The following is a 19,816-nucleotide window of genomic DNA, read 5'->3' on the forward strand; positions in this document are numbered from 1 at the left end:
GGTCAGCCCCCCGCGGGGGGCTCCACCGGCAGCGCGGGGTGCTCCACCGGCAGCGCCGGGGCGAGCCGGCGCAGCGCGGTGTACGTGGGGACCAGCGCCGCGTAGAGGTCGGTGAACACCGGCCGCAGCTGGGCGTAGACGCCGGCCGCCGCGGGGTCGGGCGCCACCCGCGACTGCACGGTGACGAGGTCGGCGGCCACCTCCACCGAGGGCACCATCCCCAGCGCCTCCATCCCCAGCAGCGCCGCGCCGAAGCTGGAGCCCTCGTAGCCGGCGGCGAAGCCGACCTCCATGTCCAGGGCGTCGGCCAGGACCTGGCGCCACAGCGGGCTGCGGGCGAAGCCGCCGGTGGCGCGCAGCCCTTCCACGCGCAGCCCGGCCAGGCGCATCGACTGCAGGACCACCGACAGCTGCAGGCACACCCCCTCCACCGCGGCCCGCACCAGGTGCTCGCGCCGGTGCGCGCGGGTCAGGCCCACGTAGGCCCCGCGCGGCAGGGAGCTCCAGTGCGGCGCCCGCTCGCTGAGCAGGTACGGCAGCATCAGCAACCCCCCGGAGCCGGCCGGGACGCGCCCGGCGAGCTCCAGGAGGGCCTCGTGCGGCTCCTCGCCCAGGTCGGGGGCCAGCGCGTCGCCGGCCCACTCCAGGACGACCCCGCCGTTGTTGATCGCACCCCCGACGACCCACCGCCCCGGGGTGAGGGCGTAGCAGAACACCTGCCCCAGCGGGTCGACCACGGGGCGGTCGACGACGACACGCAGGGCGCCGGAGGTGCCGATGGAGCAGGCGGCCACCCCCGGCCGCACCGCCCCGAGCCCCAGGTTGGCCAGCGGGCCGTCGCCGGCCCCCACCACGAGCGGGGTCGCGACGGGCAGGCCCGTCGCCGCGGCCGCGGCGTCGGTCAGCCCGGGCAGGACGTGCGTCGTGGTCACCGGTTCGGGCAGCTGCTCCAGCTGCACCCCGGCCAGCTGCAGGGCCTCCGCGTCCCAGCGCAGCGCGGCGAGGTCGAACAGCCCCGTGGAGGAGGCCGTGGAGTGGTCCACGACGAGGGCGCCGGCCAGGTGCAGCAGCACCCAGTCCTTCACCCCGATCCAGAAGCTGACCCGCTCGCACAGCTTGGGTTCCTGCTCGCGGAACCAGACCAGCTTGGGCAGCGGGGACATCGGGTGCAGCGGCGTCCCGGTGCGCCGGTGCAGCGCGAGCCCGCCCGGGGCGGCGCGCAGCCGTTCCGCCTGGGTGCCGGCGCGGGTGTCCGCCCAGGTGATCACCGGGGTCAGCGGGCGGTGCTCGGCGTCCAGGCCCAGCAGGCTGTGCATGGCGGTGCTGAAGGACAGCCCCGCCACCCGCCCGGCGCCGACCGCCTCGACGACGGCCCGCACCGAGCGCTGGACGGCGTCCAGGATGAGGTGGGGGTCCTGCACGGCGTGGCCGGGCTCCGGTTCCTCCAGCGGGTAGCCCACCGAGTGCTGCGCCGTCGCGGTGCCGGCGGTGTCGTAGGCGACGACCTTGGTGCTCGTGGTGCCGATGTCGACGCCGAGGACGAGGTCCGCACCCCCCGCGGTGCCCGCGCCGCTCACAGGACCAGGTACCCGAGGAAGGCCAGCGCGAAGCCGACGAGGCCGATGAGGGTCTCCATGACCGTCCACGTCCGCAGCGTCGTGGGCACGTCCATGCCCAGGAAGCGCCCCACGAGCCAGAAGCCGGAGTCGTTGACGTGGCTGAGCGCGGTCGCGCCGGCGGCGATGGCGATGACGATGAACGCGGGGTCGAGGCTGGACAGGCCCGCGGTCGCCTCGACGGTGGGGGCCATCAGCCCGGCGGTGGTGGTCAGCGCCACCGTCGCCGAGCCCTGCGCCACGCGCAGGCCCAGGGAGATGATGAACGCGGCCACGATGACGGGCAGGCCGGTCGCGGCCAGGGTGTCGGCCAGGGCGCCGCCGATGCCGCTGGCGCGCAGGACCCCGCCGAACATGCCGCCGGCGCCGGTGATGAGGATGACGGCGCAGACCGGCCCGAGGGAGCTGTTGGCCAGGTCCTCGACCTCGCCGCGCGTCAGCCGGCCCCGGCTGAGGACGACCATGGTGACGAGCACGGCGATGAGCAGCGCGATGGGCGTCTGCCCCACCAGGCGCAGCACCTGCACCCAGGTCGCCTCGCCGTCGACGGCGCCGGCGGTGGCCAGCGTGTTCAGGCCCGTGTTGAGGAAGATCAGCACCAGGGGCAGCAGCAGCACGAGGAGGACGGTGCTGAAGCGCGGGGCGGCCGGGCCCGGGGTGCCCGTCCCGCCCGTCGCGCCCGGGGCGGTGGCGGCGCCGGCGGTGCCGGAGGGCCCGGCCTGCCCGGCCGTGTTCGCGGCCAGGCGCTCGGCCCACTCCGCGGGCAGCGGCACGTCGGTGCGGCGCCCGGCCCACAGGCCGAAGAGGTAGCTGGCGGTGAACCACGTGGGGACGGCGAGGACGAGGCCCACGAGGATGAGGACGCCGATGTCGGCGCCGAGCAGCTCACCGGCCGCGACCGGGCCGGGGTGCGGGGGCACGAAGGCGTGCATGACGGCGAAGGCGCCCGCGGCGGGCAGGGCGTACGTCAGGACGGAGCCGCCGAAGCGGCGGGCCACCGAGAAGATGATCGGCAGGAAGACCACGAGCCCGGCGTCGAAGAAGATCGGGAACCCGAAGATCAGCGAGGCGACGCCGAGGGCGAGGGGGGCGCGCTTCTCGCCGAAGCGGGCCACGAGGGTGTCGGCGAGCACCTGCGCGCCGCCGGTGACCTCCAGCAGGCGCCCGATCATGACGCCGAAGCCGACGAGCAGGGCGACGCTGGCCAGCGTGCTGCCGAAGCCGGCGGTCAGGACGTCGACGACGTCGAGCAGGCTCCCGTCGGGACCGACGGTGACGACGGCGGTGACGGCGCTGACGAGCACGAGCGCGACGAACGCGTGCAGCTTGAAGCGGATGATCAGCAGCAGCAGCAGGGCCACGGCGGCGGCGGCGATGAGCAGCAGCGTGCTCGTGCCGTAGGCGGGTGTGACGGTCTCCATCGATCCTCCAGGGACGGCGGTGTCTCGCGGGGGAGGGTAGCCCACCCGGGCATTACGTCGTACCTTTCCGGTGCGTTCCGGCGATACGTGTACGGAGGAGGCCGGGCAGTATGGGGACGTGCCCGACCCCACCCCGCAGCCGCGGGCCGACTCCCCCCGCGACGGCGGCCCCTACGACCGCGTCCTGGAGCGCCTCGGCCGGCGCGTCGTGGACGGCGAGCTGCCCCCCGGCACCGTGCTCGCCCTGGAGGGCATCGCCGCCGAGCACGGCGTCTCGCGCACCGTGGCCCGCGAGGTCGTCCGCGTCCTGGAGTCCCTCAACCTGCTCGTCAGCCGCCGCCGCGTCGGGGTCGTCGTCCGCCCGCGGGAGCAGTGGACCGTGCTCGACCCGCGCATCGTGCGCTGGCGCCTGGCCGGCCCCGGGCGCCAGGCCCAGCTGCTCGCCCTCAGCGAGCTGCGCCTCGCCGTCGAACCGGTCGCCGCCGCCCTCGCCGCCCGCCACGCCACTCCCGAGCAGTGCGGCGCGCTGGTCGAGGCCGTCGTCGGGATGACCGTCACCGCCCGCACCCCCGACCTGACCGCCTACCTCCAGCACGACGCCCGCTTCCACCGCACCCTGCTGGGGGCCACCGCCAACGACGCGTTCGCCGCGCTGGCCGGCACCCTCACCGAGGTGCTCGCCGGGCGCACCGAGCACCGGCTGATGCCCGCCCGGCCCGCCGCCCAGGCCATCGCCTGGCACCGCGAGGTCGCCGAGGCCGTCAGCGTCGGCGACGCCGACGCCGCCGAGGACGCCATGCGCTCGATCGTGCGGGAGGCCACCGCCGCGATGGCCGCCGCCTCCGCCCCCGGCGCCTGACCCCGCCCCGGGGCGTGGCGCCCCGGGGGAGCGCCCGCACTGGGTAGGGTCGCGGACCGTGCCGCCCCTCGTCCGCATCGCGACGCGGACCTACCCCCCGGACGTGGGGGCCGCCCCCTTCCGCCTGCGCGCCCTGGCCCGCGCCCTCGTCGAGGCCGGCTGCGAGGTCGAGGTCGTCACCACGAGCGCCACCGCCCCCGAGACCGCCGACCCCGGTGTCGCGACCCGGCGCCGCCCCGTCCTGCGCGACGCCGACGGCGCCGTCCGCGGGTACGTGCCCTACCTCTCCTTCGACGTCCCCCTCGCCGCGCGGCTGCTGACCGGCGCCCGCCCCGACGTCGTCGTCCACGAACCCCCGCCGACCACCGGGGTCGTCACCCGCGTCACCTCCGCGCTGCGCCGGGTCCCCTACGTCTCCTACCTGCCCGACGTCTGGTCGCAGGGCGCCGTCGCCGCCGGGGCGCCCGCCCCGGTGCTGCGGGCCGTCGCGCTGGCCGAGCAGGCCGCGCTGCGCGGGGCGGCCCGGGTCCTGGCCGTCACCGCGGGGATGGCCGAGGAGGTCGTGCGCGGGGGCGTGGACCCCGCCCGGGTCCGCGTCGTGGGCAACGGCGTGGACGTCGACGTCTTCCGGCCCGCCGCCGACCCCGCCGCCGACCCCGCCACCGCCGACCCGGGCCCGCCGGCCGGGGACCTGCGCGTCGTCTACAGCGGGACCATGTCGGAGTGGCAGGGGGCGGAGGTTCTCCTCCGCGGCTTCGCGCGGGTCCTGCGCGAGCGGCCCGGGGCCCGGCTCACCCTGGTCGGCGGCGGCGTCGACGTCCCCCGGCTGCGGGCGCTGGCCGCCGAGCTCGCCCCGCACGCCATCGACCTGCCCGGCACCGTCGCCCCCGAGCGGGCCGCGCGGCTGCTGGCCGGCGCCGACCTCGCGCTGGCCTCCCTCGTCCCCGGCACCGGCTACGACCTCATGTCGCCCACGAAGATCTACGCGGCCACGGCCTGCGGCACCCCCGTCCTCTTCGCCGGGGTCGGCACCGGCGCTGCGGTCGTGCGCGAGCACGGGCTGGGGGTCGTCGTGGACCACGACCCCGACGCGGTGGCCGCGGCCCTGCGCGCGGCCACCACCCCGGACCCGGCCACCCGGGCCCGGCTGCGGGAGTGGGCGCTGGCGCACGGCTCCCTCGCCGCGGCGGCCCGCCGGGCCGCCGACGCGGTGCTCGAAGCGCTGCGGCCCCCGCGGTGATCCCGGCGACTCCCGCGATGGCCCCCGCGGTCCCCGGGTTCACCGTCGTCACCGGCGGGAGCCCCGCCTCCGACGCGCTCACCCTCGCCCTGGCCGCGGCCTGGGTCCTGCTGCCGGGGGCCCTCGTCCTCGCCGCCGCCGGGGTCCGCCGGGTCCCCGTGCTGCTCGGGGCCGCGCCGGCCACCTCGATCGGCGTCAGCACCGTCGTCGCGACCCTCACCGGGCTCAGCGGCACCCGCTTCACGTGGTGGGGGGTCCTCGCCGCGACCGCCGTCCTCGCCCTGCTCGTCGCCGCGGTCCGCGGGCGGGGACGCGAACCGTTCGAGACCGGCCGGACCCCGCGCGGCCCGGCGATCGCCGCGGGGGTCCTGGTCCTCGCCGCGGGCGCCACGGCGTGCGAGCTGTTCCGGCGGGGGCTGGGCGCGCTCGCCACCCCGACGCAGGAGCACGACGCCCTCACCCACACCCTCGTCGCCGCCCGCGTCCTGCGCGCCGGGGACGCCGCGCCGTGGCGCGGCCAGGCCCTCGACGTCGTCACCGGCGTGCCCGCGCAGTACTACCCCAACGGGCTGCACCAGTGGGCGGCCCTCGTCGCCGGCACCGGCGACGTCAGCGTCGTCAGCGGCCTCAACGCCACGAGCGTCCTCGTCCTCGCCCTCGTCCAGCCGCTGGGCCTGCTCGCCCTGGCCGCGCGCACCCTGCCGCGGGCGTGGCTGCCCGCCGGCGGGGTCGCCGCCGTCGCCTCCGCGCTCGCCTACCAGCCGCTGCAGGCCATGCACCACGACTCCGGCGCCCTGCCGAACGCGGCCGCGATCGCCTTCGCCCCCGGCGTCGTCGCCCTGCTGCTGCCCCCGCCGAGCACCCCCGCCCGCGCCGTCGGGGGCCTCGTCCCCGCCCTGGCCCTGGCCTGCGCCGGAGCGGTCACCGTCCACCCCAGCGCCGCCCTCACCGTCGGCGGCGGGGTCCTCGGCTGGTTCGTCCTCGACGCCGTCGTCGGCCGGCGCAGCCCCTGGCGCGGGACGTGGTTCGCCGGCCTCGCCGGGGCCGGCGCGCTGGTCGCCGCCCTCGTGGGGACGGCGCTGGCCCGCGCCGCGGCCACCGGCGGGGGGTCCAGCTCCCGCTTCGTGCGCGACGTCGACCCGCAGTCCCTGCCCGACGCGCTGCACCGCGTCCTCACCCTGCCCCTGCAGGGCGGGATCGACCCCGCCGCGACCCGCGAGCAGTGGTGGCTGGCCGTCCCGGTGCTGCTGGGGGTGCTGCTGGCGGGACGCCGGGCCGGCGCGGCGGCGCTGACCTGGCTGGTGTGGACGGCGATCGCCGTGGCCTACCTCGTGGACCTGCGCGGCCCCGGCCTGGACCTGGTGTGGGACAGCGCCTGGAACTCCTACTACCGCGTCGTCGCCCACGGCAGCCCGTGGGCGTGGCTGCTCGCCGGGGTCGCGGTGGTCCGGCTCGCCGACCTGCTCACCGGCCCGCTCCCCGCGCGGGTCGCGCCCCGCGGCGCGCCCCTGCTGGCCGGGGCGCTGGGGCTCGCGCTCCTGGCCGGGGCCGGCTCCGACGTCCTGCCCACCGAGGTCCGCGCCCTGCGCGAGCGCTACGCCGACCCCGCCTACCAGCGCGTCGACGCCGACGACGCGGCCGCCGCGCGCTTCCTCGCCGAGCACGTCCGCCCCGGCCAGCGCGTCCTGAACTCCGGCAACGACGGCTCCACCTACGCCTACGTCCTGGAGGGGGTGCCCGTCCTCGCCACCACCGCCGTCCCCACCGCCCCGCTGCCGGACCTGCGGACCCTGCTCAAGCGGTTCCGCGACCTGCCCACCGACCCCGAGGTCCAGGACCTCGTGCGCCGCCACGACGTCGCCTGGGTCGTCGTCGACGCCGACGCCCCCGGACTGCCCCTGCGCCCGGCCGACGCCGCGTTCTTCGGCGTCCCCGGCTACTCCGTGCCGCCGGGCCTGGTGGACCTCGACGCCGTCGCGGGCCTGCGCCGGGTCTTCACCAGCGGCACGGTGGGCGTGTGGCAGGTGACCGGGCCGTGACCTGGCACCCTGTCCCGGTGCCCGCGAACGCGCCCGACACCCCGGAGGACAAGGTCGTCGCGGTGGTCGTCGCCTACGACCGCCGGGACCTCCTGCTCGCCGGTCTCGACGCGCTCGCCGCCCAGACCCGCCGCCCCGACCTCGTCGTCGTCGTCGACAACGCCTCCTCCGACGGCTCCCCGCAGGCCGTGCGGCGGTGGGCGGAGGGGCACGACCTGCCCCTCGACCTCGTCGTCCTGCCCCGCAACACCGGCGGCGCGGGCGGGTTCACCGCCGGCCTGGCCCGCGCGGTGCACCGCCACGGCGCCGGCGCGGTCTGGCTCATGGACGACGACACCGTGCCCCGCCCCGACGCGCTCGCGGCCTCGCTGACGGCGATGCGCCGCACCGGTTCCGCCCTCGTCGCCAGCCGGGTCGTGTGGACCGACGGGCGCGACCACCCGATGAACACCCCCCGCGAGCGCCCCGGGGTCACCGCCGCCGAGCGCGCCGCGGCCGCGGCGGCGGGCTGCCTGCCCGTGCGCTCGGCGAGCTTCGTGGCGCTGCTGCTGGACGCCCGCGCCGTGCGCGAGGACGGGCTGCCCGAGGCCGCGTTCTTCCTCTGGAACGACGACTTCGAGTACACGACCCGCCTGCTGCGCCACCGCCGCGGGGTCTCCTGCCCGGACAGCGTCGTCGAGCACCGCACGAGGGTCTTCGGCGGCGCCGACGCCGACCCGGGGGAGCGCTTCGCGCTGGAGGTCCGCAACAAGCTGTGGACCTTCACCCGCTCCCGCCCCCTCGGCGCGCGCGACACCGTCCTCTACGGCGGGGCGACGCTGCGCCGCTGGGTCCGGACGGTGGCCCGCTCCCGCCGCCGCGACGTGCTGGTGCGGGGGCTCGCGACCGGTCTGCGCCAGGGCGCGGAGCGGCCCGAGCCGACCGCCGCCGTCCTGCGCGACCTGCCCGAGGTCGCCGCCGACGTCCGCGCGGTGGAGTCCGCGGCCGGGCGCGACCTCGGCGCCGCCGCGCGGGTGGAGCCCACCGCCCCCCGCGAGGGGCTGCCGGCGTTCTCGGTGCTGCTGCCGGTGTGGGCCCGCGACGACGCCGCGCAGCTGCGGCGCGCCGTCGCCAGCGTCACCACCGAGCAGGAGCTGCGCCCCGACGAGGTCGTCGTCGTCCGCGACGGTCCCGTGCCGCCGGCCCTGCAGGAGGTCCTCGACGAGCTCTCGCGCGGGCCGGGGACCCGGGTGCACCCGCTGCCGCGCAACGTGGGGCTGGCCCGCGCCCTGGAGGCCGGGCTCGCCGTCTGCACCCACGACGTGGTGGCCCGGATGGACGCCGACGACGTCAGCCTGCCCACCCGCTTCGCGCGCCAGCTGCCCGTCATCGCCGCCGGCGCCGACCTCGTCGGGGCCGGGCTGCTGGAGATCGGCGCCGACGAGGACGACGTCGTGGGCCGGCGCGTCCCGCCCACCGGGGCCGCCGAGATCGCCCGCTACGCCCGCTTCCACGACCCCTTCAACCACCCCACGGTCGTGTACCGCCGCTCCGCGGTCGCCGCGGCGGGCGGGTACCGCGACCTGGAGCTGATGGAGGACTACTGGCTCTTCGCCCGGATGATCGCCGCCGGCGCCCGCGTGGAGAACCTGCCCGAGCCGCTGGTGAAGTACCGCGTCGGCGCGAGCCCGGACGCGGGGTCCTACGCCCGCCGCGGGGGCCTGCGGCTGTTCCGCTCCGAGCTCACCCTCCAGCGCCACCTGCGCCGCGAGGGGTTCACCACCCCCGTCCAGGCCGTGCGCAACGTCGTCGTCCGCGGCGGGTACCGCTTCGTGCCGACCCGGGTCCGCACCGCCGCCTACCGCGCCCTCATCGCCACGACGAACGAGACGACGCACGAGCAAGGAGGTGGACGGTGACCGCCGTCACCGACACCCAGCCCCCCGCCGACACCGCCGTCGCGAAGCGGCTGCCCGAGGTCCGCTCCATCACCGGCCTGCGGATCGTCGCGGCCGTCTGGGTCCTGCTCTTCCACTGGAAGTTCACCCCGCTGCCCGACTGGGGCGGGGTGCGCGCCTTCCTCACCCCCGTCACCGACTCCGGGCACCTCGGCGTCGACCTCTTCTACGTGATCTCCGGCTTCGTGATCACCCTGACCTACCTGGACACGATGGGGCGCCGGCCCCGGCTGCGCGGCTGGCTGGACTTCTGGTGGGCCCGGGTCTGCCGGGTCTGGCCCGCCTACGCCGTCGTCGTCGTGCTCTTCGGCTGCTGGCTGCTGTGGCGGCGCAGCATCGACCCCGCCTTCTACGCCTACCAGGGCGTGCAGCCGGACCTGGGGCCGTGGGCCTGGGTCGAGCAGCTGCTGCTGGTGCAGCTGTGGCACCGCCCCGACTTCGACGGCGCCAGCTTCGTGGGCGCGACCTGGTCGGTGTCGGCGGAGATGGCCGCCTACGTCGCCTTCCCCGTGCTGGCCCTGGTGCTGTTCCGGCTGCGGCGGCTGCCCTGGTGGCTGCTGGTCGCCGGGGCGGTGGCGCTGATGGTGCCCGCGGCGCTGCGCAGCTACCAGACCGGGGTCATCTACTGGGACTACAGCTGGCTGGAGCGGATCGGCACCTGCTTCGGCGCCGGGGCGCTGGTGTGCCTGGCGGTGCGGCGGTTGCAGGCGGGCGCGGTGTCCTCCGAGCGCGCCGCGCGGTGGGCCCCGACCCTCGCGTGGGTCCTGGTGCTGGAGTGCGTGCTCGTCGTGGGCTGGGCCGCGGGACGCCCCTACGACCGTTTCGCCGTGGTCGCGGTCCTCTTCCCGCTGCTCGTGGGGGCGCTCGCCCTGACCGAGCGCGGGCCCTCGGCGTTCCTGTCCCGCCCGGCGGTCGTGCTGGGCGGGCGGATCTCCTACAGCGTCTACCTCGTCCACGTGCCGGTGTACGAGGTCTTCTGGACCTTCCAGCGGGAGGTCCCGCAGATCGCCCCCGGCGGGCCGTGGACGGGCTTCCTCGTGCCGAACCTGCCGGTCGTGGCCATCGGTCTCGGGTGGGTCCTGTGGAGGTTCGTCGAGGAGCCCGCCCGCCGCCGCCTGCGCGCGCTGGGACGCGCGCGCCGGTGAGCGCGGGGTGACGGGGCCGGGGCCGCGGGGCGGCTACGCTGACGCCACCATGCCCGAGCACAGTCACGCCCATGAGACGACCCCCTGGACGGAGCGAACGAGGGTGAGCCACCTGTGAACATCGACCTCGTCGTCGTCGGATCGGGCTTCTTCGGGCTGACGGTGGCCCGTCAGTGCGCCGAGGACCTGGGCCTGAAGGTCCTCGTCATCGACCGCCGCGACCACATCGGCGGCAACGCCTACTCCGAGGCCGAGCCGGAGACGGGCATCGAGGTGCACCGCTACGGCGCGCACCTCTTCCACACCTCCAACGAGCGGGTGTGGGAGCACGTCAACCGGTTCACGCGGTTCACGCCCTACGTGCACCGGGTGTTCTCCACCTACCGGGGCGGCGTCTACTCGATGCCGGTCAACCTGCACACGATCAACCAGTACTTCGGCAAGGCGCTGTCGCCGGCCGAGGCGCGCGCGCTGGTCGCCGAGCAGGCCGGCGAGATCGACTCCGCCGTCGCGGACAACTTCGAGGACAAGGCGATCTCGCTGATCGGGCGCCCCCTCTACGAGGCCTTCTTCAAGGGTTACACCGCCAAGCAGTGGCAGACCGACCCGCGCAACCTCCCCGGGGCCACGGTCACCCGCCTGCCGGTGCGCTACGGCTACGACAACCGCTACTTCAACGACACCCACGAGGGCCTGCCCGTCGACGGGTACACGAAGTGGTTGGAGCGCCTCGCCGACCACCCGAACATCGAGGTCCGGCTGAACACCGACTTCTTCGACGCGGGCCAGGAGGTCCGCAAGGGCAACGTCGCGGGCAACGTCCCGATCGTCTACACCGGCCCGGTCGACACCTACTTCGGCAACGCCGAGGGGGAGCTGTCCTGGCGCACGCTCGACTTCGAGCAGGAGGTCCTGCCCGTGGGCGACTTCCAGGGGACGCCGGTGATGAACTACGCCGACGAGGACGTGCCCTACACCCGGATCCACGAGTTCCGGCACTTCCACCCCGAGCGGGACTACCCGAAGGACAAGACCGTGATCATGCGGGAGTTCTCCCGCTTCGCGGTCGCCGGCGACGAGCCGTACTACCCGGTGAACACCCCCGAGGACCGGCAGAAGCTGCTGGCCTACCGCGACCTCGCGTCGCGCGAGGCGGGCGTGCTGTTCGGCGGGCGCCTCGGCACGTACAAGTACCTCGACATGCACATGGCCATCGGGGCGGCCCTGTCGATGGTGGACAACAAGCTGGTCCCGCACTTCAAGGACGGCGCGGCCCTCGTGGCCGGTGGGGTGGACGCATGAGCACGGTCACGCACGGCAACGAACTGCACCTGGAGGCCTCCGGGGGCCTGGCCCCCGACGACGGGGTGTGGCGCGAGGTGCACCGCATCGTCTTCCCCTCGCGCGCCGACATCGACGTCCTGCCGCTGTACGTGGACTTCTCCCAGTCCGAGGGCTACGCCTCGGCGGAGTCCGACAGCATGGAGTTCGTCAACACCGGCACCGGGGAGTCCGACACCGAGGCCGCCGGCGACCGCCGCAGCCTCACCGTCCCCGCCGGCAAGCGGTACTCGCTGGGGTCGTACTTCAACGCCTTCCCGGCCAGCTACTGGCGCCGCTGGACCCGCGCCGAGAAGATCCGCTTCAGCGGCACCTTCCTCGGCTACGGCACGGTGACGCTGTTCAAGTCCAACGCGCGCGGCTCGCGCCAGCGCGTCACCTCCTGGCGCGTCGACGGCGAGGCGCAGCTGACCGAGGAGCTCACCCTCGCCCCCTTCGCCGACGGCGGCTGGTACTGGATCGACGTCGCCGGCGGCTCCGAGGCCCTGACCCTGGTCGAGGCCGCCTGGAGCGCGCCCGTCGCCGACCAGCCCGCGGGCAAGGCCTCCATCGGCGTCACCACGTTCAACCGCCCCGACTACTGCGTCAAGACGCTCAACGCGCTGGCCGCGGACGCGTCGGTGCTCGAGGTCCTCGACGAGATCGTCATCGTCGACCAGGGCACCCAGAAGGTCCGCGACGAGGACGGCTTCGCGGAGGTCGAGGCCCTGCTCGGCGCGAAGCTGCGCATCATCGAGCAGCCCAACCTCGGCGGCTCCGGCGGTTTCGCCCGCGGCATGTTCGAGGCCGTGCGCGGGGAGCGGAGCAAGTACGTCCTGCTCCTCGACGACGACGTGAACATCGAGCCCGAGGGCATCGTCCGCGCGGTCCAGTTCGGCGACGCGTGCCGCAAGCCGACCCTCGTCGGCGGGCACATGTTCGACATGTACGACCGCTCGGTGCTGCACACCCTGGGCGAGGCGGTGAACCTCTACCGGTTCTTCTGGGGCCCCGCGCGCGGGCTGTACCACGGCCACAACCTCGCCGCCTCGAACCTGCGCCAGACGCCGTGGATGCACCGCCGCGTCGACACCGACTACAACGGCTGGTGGATGTGCCTCATCCCCGTCGAGGTCGTCAAGGAGATCGGGCTCTCGCTGCCGGCGTTCATCAAGTGGGACGACGCCGAGTACGGCCTGCGGGCCATGGAGCACGGCTACTCCACGGTGTCGCTGCCCGGCGCCTGCGTCTGGCACGTGTCCTGGAACGACAAGGACGACACGATCGACTGGCAGGCGTACTACCACGAGCGCAACCGCTTCCTGGTGGCCCTGCTGTACTCGCCCTACGAGCGCGGCGGGCGGCTGTTCCGCGAGAGCAGCTACACCGACGTCAAGCACCTCATCTCGATGCAGTACTACGCGCAGGCCCTGCGCAACCGCGCGCTGACCGACCTCCTCAAGGGGCCGGAGCACCTGCACGAGCTGCTCGGCGCGACCCTGCCGGCCGTCCGCGCGCTGCGCGCGGAGTACCCCGACGCGCAGGTCGCGGCCGAACCCGACGCCTTCCCGACCCCCAAGCGCGGCAAGCCCGCGCACAAGGGCAAGGAGCCGCAGGCCCCGCGCCGGGGCATGCTGCTGCCCTGGGCGGCGCAGGCCGCGCTGCGCCAGCTGCGCGCGCCCAAGCCCGAGGCCGCCCAGCGCCCCGACGCCACCCTCGCCGCCAGCGACGGCAAGTGGTGGGAGCTGTCCCTCTACGACAGCGCCGTGGTCTCCATGGCCGACGGCAAGGGCGCGGTCTGGTACCGCCGCGACGCGAGGAAGTTCCGCTCGCTGCTCGCCGAGTCCGCGGACCTGCACCGCCGGATGCTCACGGCCTGGCCGCAGCTGCGCGCCGAGTACAAGGCCGCGCTGCCCGAGGTGACCTCCATGCGGGCCTGGGCCGACACCTTCGGGGTGGACCTCGACGCTCCCCGCGAGGGGGACTGACGGTGCCGGCGGCCACGACCGCCCCGGCACCGCTGCTCGCCCCGGGCCACGGCTCGGGGCTGCTGGACGTGGTCCGCTACCGCTACCTGCTGAAGCTGCTGGTCCGCAAGGAGATGCGGGTCCGCTACCGCGGGTCCGTCATGGGCCTGCTGTGGTCCTACGTGAAGCCGGGCGTGCAGTTCGCCGTCTTCTACTTCGCGATGGGGGAGTTCCTCAAGCTCAACGAGAGCGTCCCCAACTTCGCGGTGTACCTGTTCTCCGGCATCGTGGTCATCAACTTCTACACCGAGGCGTTCGGCAACGCGACGCGCTCGGTGGTGGGCAACGCGCCGCTGATCAAGAAGATCTTCCTGCCCCGCGAGCTGTTCACGGTGTCCTCGGCGTGGGTGGCCTCGATCCACTTCCTGCCGCAGCTGGTGGTGCTGCTCGTGGCGTGCCTCGTCACCGGCTGGCGGCCGCTGCCGCAGCAGCTCGCCGGGGCGCTGCTCGGGTTCGCCATCGTCGCGGTCCTCGCCGTCGGGCTCGGGCTGCTCTTCGGCGCGATCAACGTGCTCTACCGCGACTTCGAGAACATCGTCGACCTGCTGCTGATGATCGTGACCTGGACCTCGCCGGTCCTCTACGACTGGCGGAAGGTCGCCGACGCCGTCGGCGGCCCGGACTCCTGGTTCATGACCCTCTACCAGCTGAACCCGGTGACGGCCGCCGTCGAGCTGTTCCACTGGGCGTTCTGGTACCCCACCGGCGACGTCCGCACCGCCGAGGTCCCCGTCGTCCTGCCGCCGCACCTGCTGTGGTCGGGCCTGTGGGGCCTCCTCATCGCCCTCGTGCTCCTCGCGCTCGGACAGCTCGTGTTCCGCCGCATCGAGGGCCGTTTCGCGCAGGAGCTGTGATGAGCGTGACGAGTTCCCCCGGCACCCCGGCCTCCGACACCCCCCGCCCGGGCACCCCCGCCGCCGGGGCGCCCACCGCGATCGAGGTCCACGGCCTGGTCAAGGACTTCACCCTGCGCCACAACCGCTCCCTCAAGGAGCTGGTCATGGCGAAGATCCGCAAGAAGCCGATCTCGGACAGCTTCCGGGCCCTGCACGGGGTCGACCTGGAGGTCCGCCAGGGCGAGGCCCTCGCCCTGCTCGGCTTCAACGGCTCGGGCAAGTCGACGCTGCTGAAGCTGATCTCCGGGGTCATGCGCCCCGACGAGGGCACGATCGGCGTCCGCGGCCGGATCGCCGGGCTCATCGAGGTCGGGGCCGGGTTCCACCCCGACCTGACCGGGCGCGAGAACGTCTACCTCAACGGCGCCATCCTCGGGATGGACGAGGCGACGATCAACGCCCGCTTCGACGACATCGTCGCCTTCAGCGAGATCGAGCGCTTCATCGACACCGAGGTGAAGTTCTACTCCTCGGGGATGTTCCTGCGGCTGGCCTTCGCCGTCGCGGTGCACACCGACCCCGAGGTCTTCCTCATCGACGAGATCCTCTCCGTCGGCGACGAGCCGTTCCAGAAGAAGTGCCTGGCCCGCATCGAGGAGCTGCGCGCCGAGGGCCGCACGCTGGTCATCGTCAGCCACGACCTCGACATGGTCGCCGGCCTCTGCACCCGCGGGATCCTCCTGGAGCAGGGCCGCGTCGTCGCCGACGACACCGCCGAGCGGGTCGTGGCCCGGATGCGCGGTCAGGCGTGACCGCCACGGCGTCGCGCACCCGGCGCCCCCCGGCCCCCGGCCCGGCCGTCCCGCGCTCGCGGGCCCTGCTGCCCGCCCTGGGGGTGGGGGCCCTCGCCGCGGGGACCTTCGTCCTGGTGCACCGGGCGCTGGTCGACGACGCCTACATCACCCTCGCCTACGCGCGGAACCTCGCCCTGCACGGGACGTGGGGCCTGCTCTCCGACGTGGAGTCCAACACCGCCACCTCCCCGCTGTGGGTGCTGCTGCTGGCCGCCGTGACCGCGGTGGTGCGCCGGCCGGTGGTGGCGCTGGGGGTCCTGCACGTCCTCATGGCCGTCGGCCTCACCCTGTCGCTGACCTCCGCGGCCCGGCGCACCGGGCTGCCCGCGTGGGTGGGTCCCGCCGCGGCCGTGGCGGTGGGGGTCAACCCGCTGCTGCTGAGCTCCGTCGGCCTGGAGTCGGGCTTCCTCGTCCTGCTGCTGTCGCTGCTGCTGCTGGCCGCCGTCCGCGGCGCCGCGCTGCCGTACGGGCTGGCCGCGGGCGCGGTCGTGCTGACCCGGATGGACGCCGCCGTCGTCGTCGCCGTCCTCACCCTGCTCACCCCGGCCGTGCTGCGGCGGCTGCACGTGGCCGTCCCCGCCGCGCTGCTCGTCGTGGTGCCGTGGATGACCTGGAGCTGGTTCCACCTGGGCTCCGCCGTCCCCGACACCGTCGTCATCAAGACGCTGCAGGAGTCGTGGGAGCAGTACGACGTCCGCAACGGCATGCAGCTCTACGTCGAGGTCTACGGGCTGACCGCGGTCCTGGCGTTCCTGCCGGTGGTGCTCGGCGGGCTGGGGTGGTTCGTCCTCGCCGCCCTGGGCTGGACCTCGCGCCGCTCGGCCACCGCCCCGCCCAGCGGGCTGCGGGTGTGGCCGTGGCTGGCGGTGGGGGTCGCCGGCGTGGCGCACTACCTCGCGCTGAGCGTCCTCGGCGTCCCCCCGTACCACTGGTACTACGCCGTCCTCGTGGCGCTGTCGACGGTGGTGGGGGTCGCCGCCCTCGGCGCGCTCTTCCCCCGGGTCGAGCTGCGCCCCGTCGGCCTCGGGGCGTCGGCGGCCGCGGTCGTCCTCCTCGTGGCCAGCGCCGGGGTCGACCTGCGCGCGGGGCTGCCCTGGTCGATCGCGCCCATCCAGACCAACTGGGCCCACCCCGCGCGCTACACCGAGATCGCCCGCGACGTGCAGGCCGTCCTGGAGCAGCGCGGCGGCCCCCAGCACGTCACCTCGCCCGGCGAGGTCGGCCACCTCGCCTACGTCTGCGACTGCGTCGTGGACTACTTCGCCGACCCGGCCCGCGTGCAGCCGATGATCGACCAGGTCGAGGCCGAGTCCTCGCCGCTGGGGCGGCGGCTGCTGGAGTGGAACTTCACCCACCGCGACGCGGACGCCGCGCCGGTCCCGGTGTCGGGGGAGCTCTTCCGCTACGACCGCGGCACCCAGCCGCCCGCGGCCCGGGGTCTGCCGACGTGGCCGATCACCACGACCTGGGACATGGTGCCCAGCGACATCGTCCTGCAACCGGTGGGTGGCGCGTGAGCCTGTTCGAGAAGATCGCCGCGGTGGACCTCCGGGTGCTGCGGGGGGTGCAGGGCGGGGTCCGGTTCCCCGGGGCGGTGCCCGTCGCGACGGGCCTCTCCCACGCCGGGGAGCACGCCGCGGCGTGGATCGGGACCGGGGTCGCGGGCTTCGTCCTGGACCGCCGCCGCCGGCGGGAGTGGGCGGTCGCCACGGGCGCCGTCGTCGCCGCGCACGGCGCCTCCGTCGTCCTCAAGCGCGTCGCGCGCCGGCACCGCCCGCTGGACCACCACGTGCAGGTGCGGGTGGGCACCCCCAGCCGATGGAGCATGCCCAGCTCGCACGCCACGTCGACGACGGCCGCCGCGATCGCCTTCGCGCCGCTGCTGCCCGCCCCCGCCCGGCCGCTGGTCGTCGCGCTGCCGGGGGCCATGGCGCTGTCCCGGCTCGTGCTGGGCGTCCACTACCCGACCGACGTCACCGCGGGCGCGCTGCTCGGCGCGGCGACGGCCGTCGCGGCGCGCCGCGTCGCGGGGAGGACCTCGTGAGCACCCGGGAGCAGACGGTGTCGACCCCCTCCACCCGGTCGCCCGCCTGGCTGCGCGCCATGCGCCCGCGGCAGTGGGTGAAGAACGTCCTCGTCCTCGCGCCGGTGTTCCCCGCCGGCCAGCAGGTGGGCCTCGACACCCTCACCGGGGTCGGGGTCGCCTTCGTGCTGTTCTGCGTGCTGTCGAGCTCGATCTACCTGATCAACGACGCCAAGGACGTCGAGGCCGACCGCGCGCACCCGCGCAAGCGGTTCCGGCCCATCGCGGCGGGGGAGCTGCCGGTCCGCACCGCCGTCGTCCTCGCCGTGGTCCTGGCCGCGGTCGCGCTGGGCGCGGGCACGCTCTGGCAGCCGATGCTGGGGGTGGTGCTCGGGGTCTACTTCGTCATCCAGCTCGCCTACTGCTTCGGCCTCAAGCACGAACCCGTCCTCGAGCTGGCCTGCGTCGCCTCCGGGTTCCTGCTGCGCATGCTCGCCGGCGGCACCGCCGGCGACATCCCCCTCTCGGGCTGGTTCCTGCTGACCACGGCGTTCGGCTCGCTGTTCATGGCCGCCGGCAAGCGCTACGGGGAGGCCCGCCGCGGGGAGCTCACCGGGGAGCCCGTGCGCCGGGTGGTGCAGCGGTACACCCCGACCTACCTGCGCTTCGTGTGGACCCTCGCCGCGACGGTCGTCGTCACCACGTACGCGTTGTGGGCGATCGAGGTCCTCGTCGCCCAGACCGGCACGAGCCTGGCGACCCTGACCATCGTCCCCTTCGTCCTCGCCGTGCTGCGCTACGCGGTGGACGTGGACAGCGGGAACGCCGAGGAGCCCGAGGAGATTGCCCTGCACGACCGGGTGCTGCTCGGCCTGGCGGGCCTGTGGTGCGCCTCCCTGCTGCTGGCGGTGTGGCTGTGAGCGCCCCGGTGCGGACCCTGCTGGCCTCCGAGCGCGCGGGGGAGGTCGTGCGGTTCCTCGTCTCCGGCGGGATCGCCTACCTCGCCGACCTGGTGGTCTTCAACGTCCTGCTCCTCGCCGGGGTCGGCTCGGTCTGGTCCAAGGTCGTCTCCAGCGTCATCGCGATCTTCATCGCGTTCCTGGGCAGCCGGTACTACACCTGGCGCGACCGCCGCAGCGAGCACCCGGGCCGCGAGTACGCCATGTTCTTCCTGTTCTCCGCGATCGCCGCCGGGCTGCAGCTGCTGTGCCTGGCGATCACGCACTACGGGTTCGGCTGGACCTCGGCCCTGGCCGACAACCTCTCCGGCAACGTCGTCGGGATGGCCATCGCCATGGTGTTCCGCTTCCTGACCTTCCGGACGTTCGTCTTCCCGGACCGCTCCGCGACCAGTGCGTGACCCCAGGACCCTGATCCCCGTCCTGCTGGGGATCGTGCTCGCGGTCGTCGTCGTCCGCAGCGGTGTCGGGCAGGCGTCCTGGGAGGTCGGGTACGACCTCTCCGTCTACCGCGACGGCGCCCGGGACCTGCTGGCCGGCCGTGACCTCTACGGGCGCGAGACCTACCGCGGGCACTGGTTCGTGTACCCGCCGTTCGCGGCGATCCTCTTCGTGCCCCTGCTCCTGCTGCCCGCGGCGGTGGACCTCGTCCTGTGGGACGCGGTGCTGGTCGCGGTGGCGACGTGGGGGTGCTGGCGGGTCCTGCGCTCCGTCGCCGGCCCCGGGTGGTGGCTGGGGACGGGGATCGCGTTCGTCCTGCTCAGCGACCCGTTCCGCGAGGCGCTGGTGCTGGGGCAGATCAGCCCCCTCGTCGTGCTGGGGCTCGTGCTCGGCTGCCTCTACGGCGGGCGCGGGGGGGCCCTGCTCGCCGCGCTGTCGGGGGCGGTGAAGGTGACCCCGGCCCTGGTGATCGCCTCGCTGCTGAACCGGCGGGCCCGGGGGTGGTTCGCGCTGCCCGTGGTCGTCGTGGGGGCGGTGGTGACGCTGCTCGGGGCCCTGGTGGCCCCGCGCTCGGCGGTGTCCTACTTCGGGGGCCTGCTCTGGGACCCCGACCGCGTCGCGGAGCCGCGGACGACGACGAACAACTCGCTGGCGGGGGCGTTCGCGCACGCGGGGACGTCGTCCTCGCTGGCCTCGGCGCTGGGGGTGGTGTGCGCGGTCCCGCTGCTGGTCCTCGTCGTCGTCGTCGCCCGGCGCTGCGACTGGCTGGACCGCTCCGCGCGGCTGCGCTTCGGGCTGCTCGTCTCCGTCGTGACCTGCCTGGTGTCGCCGGTGACGTGGTCGCACCACGCGCTGGCCGCCCCGATCGCGGTGGTGGTGCTGCTGGCCGGGCGGCGCCACGGCCCCCTGCTGGTGCTGGCGGGTCTCCCGTGGCTGCTGCCGGTGCTGCACTGGGGGCCGGTGCTCGCCCAGACCCGGCCGCTGTCGCTGCTGGTGCTCGTCGTCCTGCTCAGCGCGCGCCCGTCGCGCACCGCGCGGGCGCCGCGCTCCGAGCTGGACGGGGCCGCCCGGGAGGTCTGAGCCGCGGGCGGCCGGCGGC

Annotated in this window: 16 protein-coding genes; 14 read left to right on the forward strand and 2 right to left on the reverse strand. The window is 75.1% G+C overall.

What is annotated here, in order from left to right; translation table 11 throughout:
* Positions 1-2: 2 nt before the first annotated feature.
* Positions 3-1,577 (reverse strand): gluconokinase, encoded by a 1,575-nt coding sequence (locus KRAD_RS14415; protein WP_012086360.1) that lies wholly within the window; start codon positions 1,575-1,577, stop codon positions 3-5.
* Positions 1,574-3,037: a GntP family permease gene (locus KRAD_RS14420; protein WP_012086361.1), complete on the reverse strand. Its 1,464-nt coding sequence runs from the start codon at positions 3,035-3,037 to the stop codon at positions 1,574-1,576. The genes KRAD_RS14415 and KRAD_RS14420 overlap by 4 nt, the downstream gene beginning before the upstream one ends.
* 118 nt (positions 3,038-3,155) lie before the next feature.
* Between KRAD_RS14420 and KRAD_RS14425 the strand changes: the two genes are divergently transcribed.
* From KRAD_RS14425 to KRAD_RS14490, 14 genes are all read left to right on the forward strand, one after another.
* Positions 3,156-3,896 carry a FadR/GntR family transcriptional regulator gene (locus KRAD_RS14425; protein ID WP_157873606.1) on the forward strand — a complete coding sequence of 247 codons (741 nt, stop codon included), beginning with the start codon at positions 3,156-3,158 and terminating at the stop codon, positions 3,894-3,896.
* Between the two features lie 58 nt (positions 3,897-3,954).
* Positions 3,955-5,136: a glycosyltransferase gene (locus KRAD_RS14430; protein ID WP_012086363.1), complete on the forward strand. Its 1,182-nt coding sequence runs from the start codon at positions 3,955-3,957 to the stop codon at positions 5,134-5,136.
* Between the two features lie 17 nt (positions 5,137-5,153).
* Positions 5,154-7,175 (forward strand): DUF6541 family protein, encoded by a 2,022-nt coding sequence (locus KRAD_RS14435; RefSeq protein ID WP_041292119.1) that lies wholly within the window; start codon positions 5,154-5,156, stop codon positions 7,173-7,175.
* A gap of 17 nt (positions 7,176-7,192) precedes the next feature.
* Complete coding sequence (locus KRAD_RS14440) at positions 7,193-9,073, forward strand: glycosyltransferase (RefSeq protein WP_041293254.1); 1,881 nt, start codon at positions 7,193-7,195, stop codon at positions 9,071-9,073.
* Entirely contained in the window at positions 9,070-10,257 is a 1,188-nt protein-coding gene (locus tag KRAD_RS14445) for an acyltransferase family protein (RefSeq protein ID WP_012086366.1), read from the forward strand. Before KRAD_RS14440 ends, KRAD_RS14445 begins: the two co-directional genes overlap by 4 nt.
* A 114-nt stretch (positions 10,258-10,371) precedes the next feature.
* Positions 10,372-11,559: a UDP-galactopyranose mutase gene (gene glf / locus KRAD_RS14450; RefSeq protein ID WP_012086367.1), complete on the forward strand. Its 1,188-nt coding sequence runs from the start codon at positions 10,372-10,374 to the stop codon at positions 11,557-11,559.
* Positions 11,556-13,565 carry a glycosyltransferase gene (locus KRAD_RS14455; RefSeq protein WP_012086368.1) on the forward strand — a complete coding sequence of 670 codons (2,010 nt, stop codon included), beginning with the start codon at positions 11,556-11,558 and terminating at the stop codon, positions 13,563-13,565. Before glf ends, KRAD_RS14455 begins: the two co-directional genes overlap by 4 nt.
* A 2-nt stretch (positions 13,566-13,567) precedes the next feature.
* Complete coding sequence (locus KRAD_RS14460) at positions 13,568-14,458, forward strand: ABC transporter permease (protein WP_012086369.1); 891 nt, start codon at positions 13,568-13,570, stop codon at positions 14,456-14,458.
* Positions 14,458-15,252, forward strand: coding sequence for an ABC transporter ATP-binding protein (locus KRAD_RS14465; protein ID WP_012086370.1), 795 nt, complete (start codon positions 14,458-14,460; stop codon positions 15,250-15,252). Before KRAD_RS14460 ends, KRAD_RS14465 begins: the two co-directional genes overlap by 1 nt.
* Entirely contained in the window at positions 15,249-16,811 is a 1,563-nt protein-coding gene (locus KRAD_RS14470; RefSeq protein WP_012086371.1) for a hypothetical protein, read from the forward strand. The genes KRAD_RS14465 and KRAD_RS14470 overlap by 4 nt, the downstream gene beginning before the upstream one ends.
* Complete coding sequence (locus tag KRAD_RS25700) at positions 16,808-17,338, forward strand: phosphatase PAP2 family protein (RefSeq protein ID WP_012086372.1); 531 nt, start codon at positions 16,808-16,810, stop codon at positions 17,336-17,338. Before KRAD_RS14470 ends, KRAD_RS25700 begins: the two co-directional genes overlap by 4 nt.
* Entirely contained in the window at positions 17,335-18,237 is a 903-nt protein-coding gene (locus tag KRAD_RS14480) for a decaprenyl-phosphate phosphoribosyltransferase (protein ID WP_012086373.1), read from the forward strand. The genes KRAD_RS25700 and KRAD_RS14480 overlap by 4 nt, the downstream gene beginning before the upstream one ends.
* On the forward strand, positions 18,234-18,677 hold the full coding sequence (locus KRAD_RS14485; RefSeq protein WP_012086374.1) for a GtrA family protein: 444 nt from the start codon (positions 18,234-18,236) through the stop codon (positions 18,675-18,677). Before KRAD_RS14480 ends, KRAD_RS14485 begins: the two co-directional genes overlap by 4 nt.
* The gene (locus KRAD_RS14490) at positions 18,670-19,797 is read left to right on the forward strand and encodes a glycosyltransferase 87 family protein (RefSeq protein WP_012086375.1); all 1,128 of its coding nucleotides are present in this window, start codon (positions 18,670-18,672) and stop codon (positions 19,795-19,797) included. The genes KRAD_RS14485 and KRAD_RS14490 overlap by 8 nt, the downstream gene beginning before the upstream one ends.
* Positions 19,798-19,816 lie beyond the last annotated feature (19 nt).

The sequence above is a fragment of the Kineococcus radiotolerans SRS30216 = ATCC BAA-149 genome (assembly GCF_000017305.1).
Taxonomy (GTDB): Bacteria; Actinomycetota; Actinomycetes; order Actinomycetales; family Kineococcaceae; genus Kineococcus; species Kineococcus radiotolerans.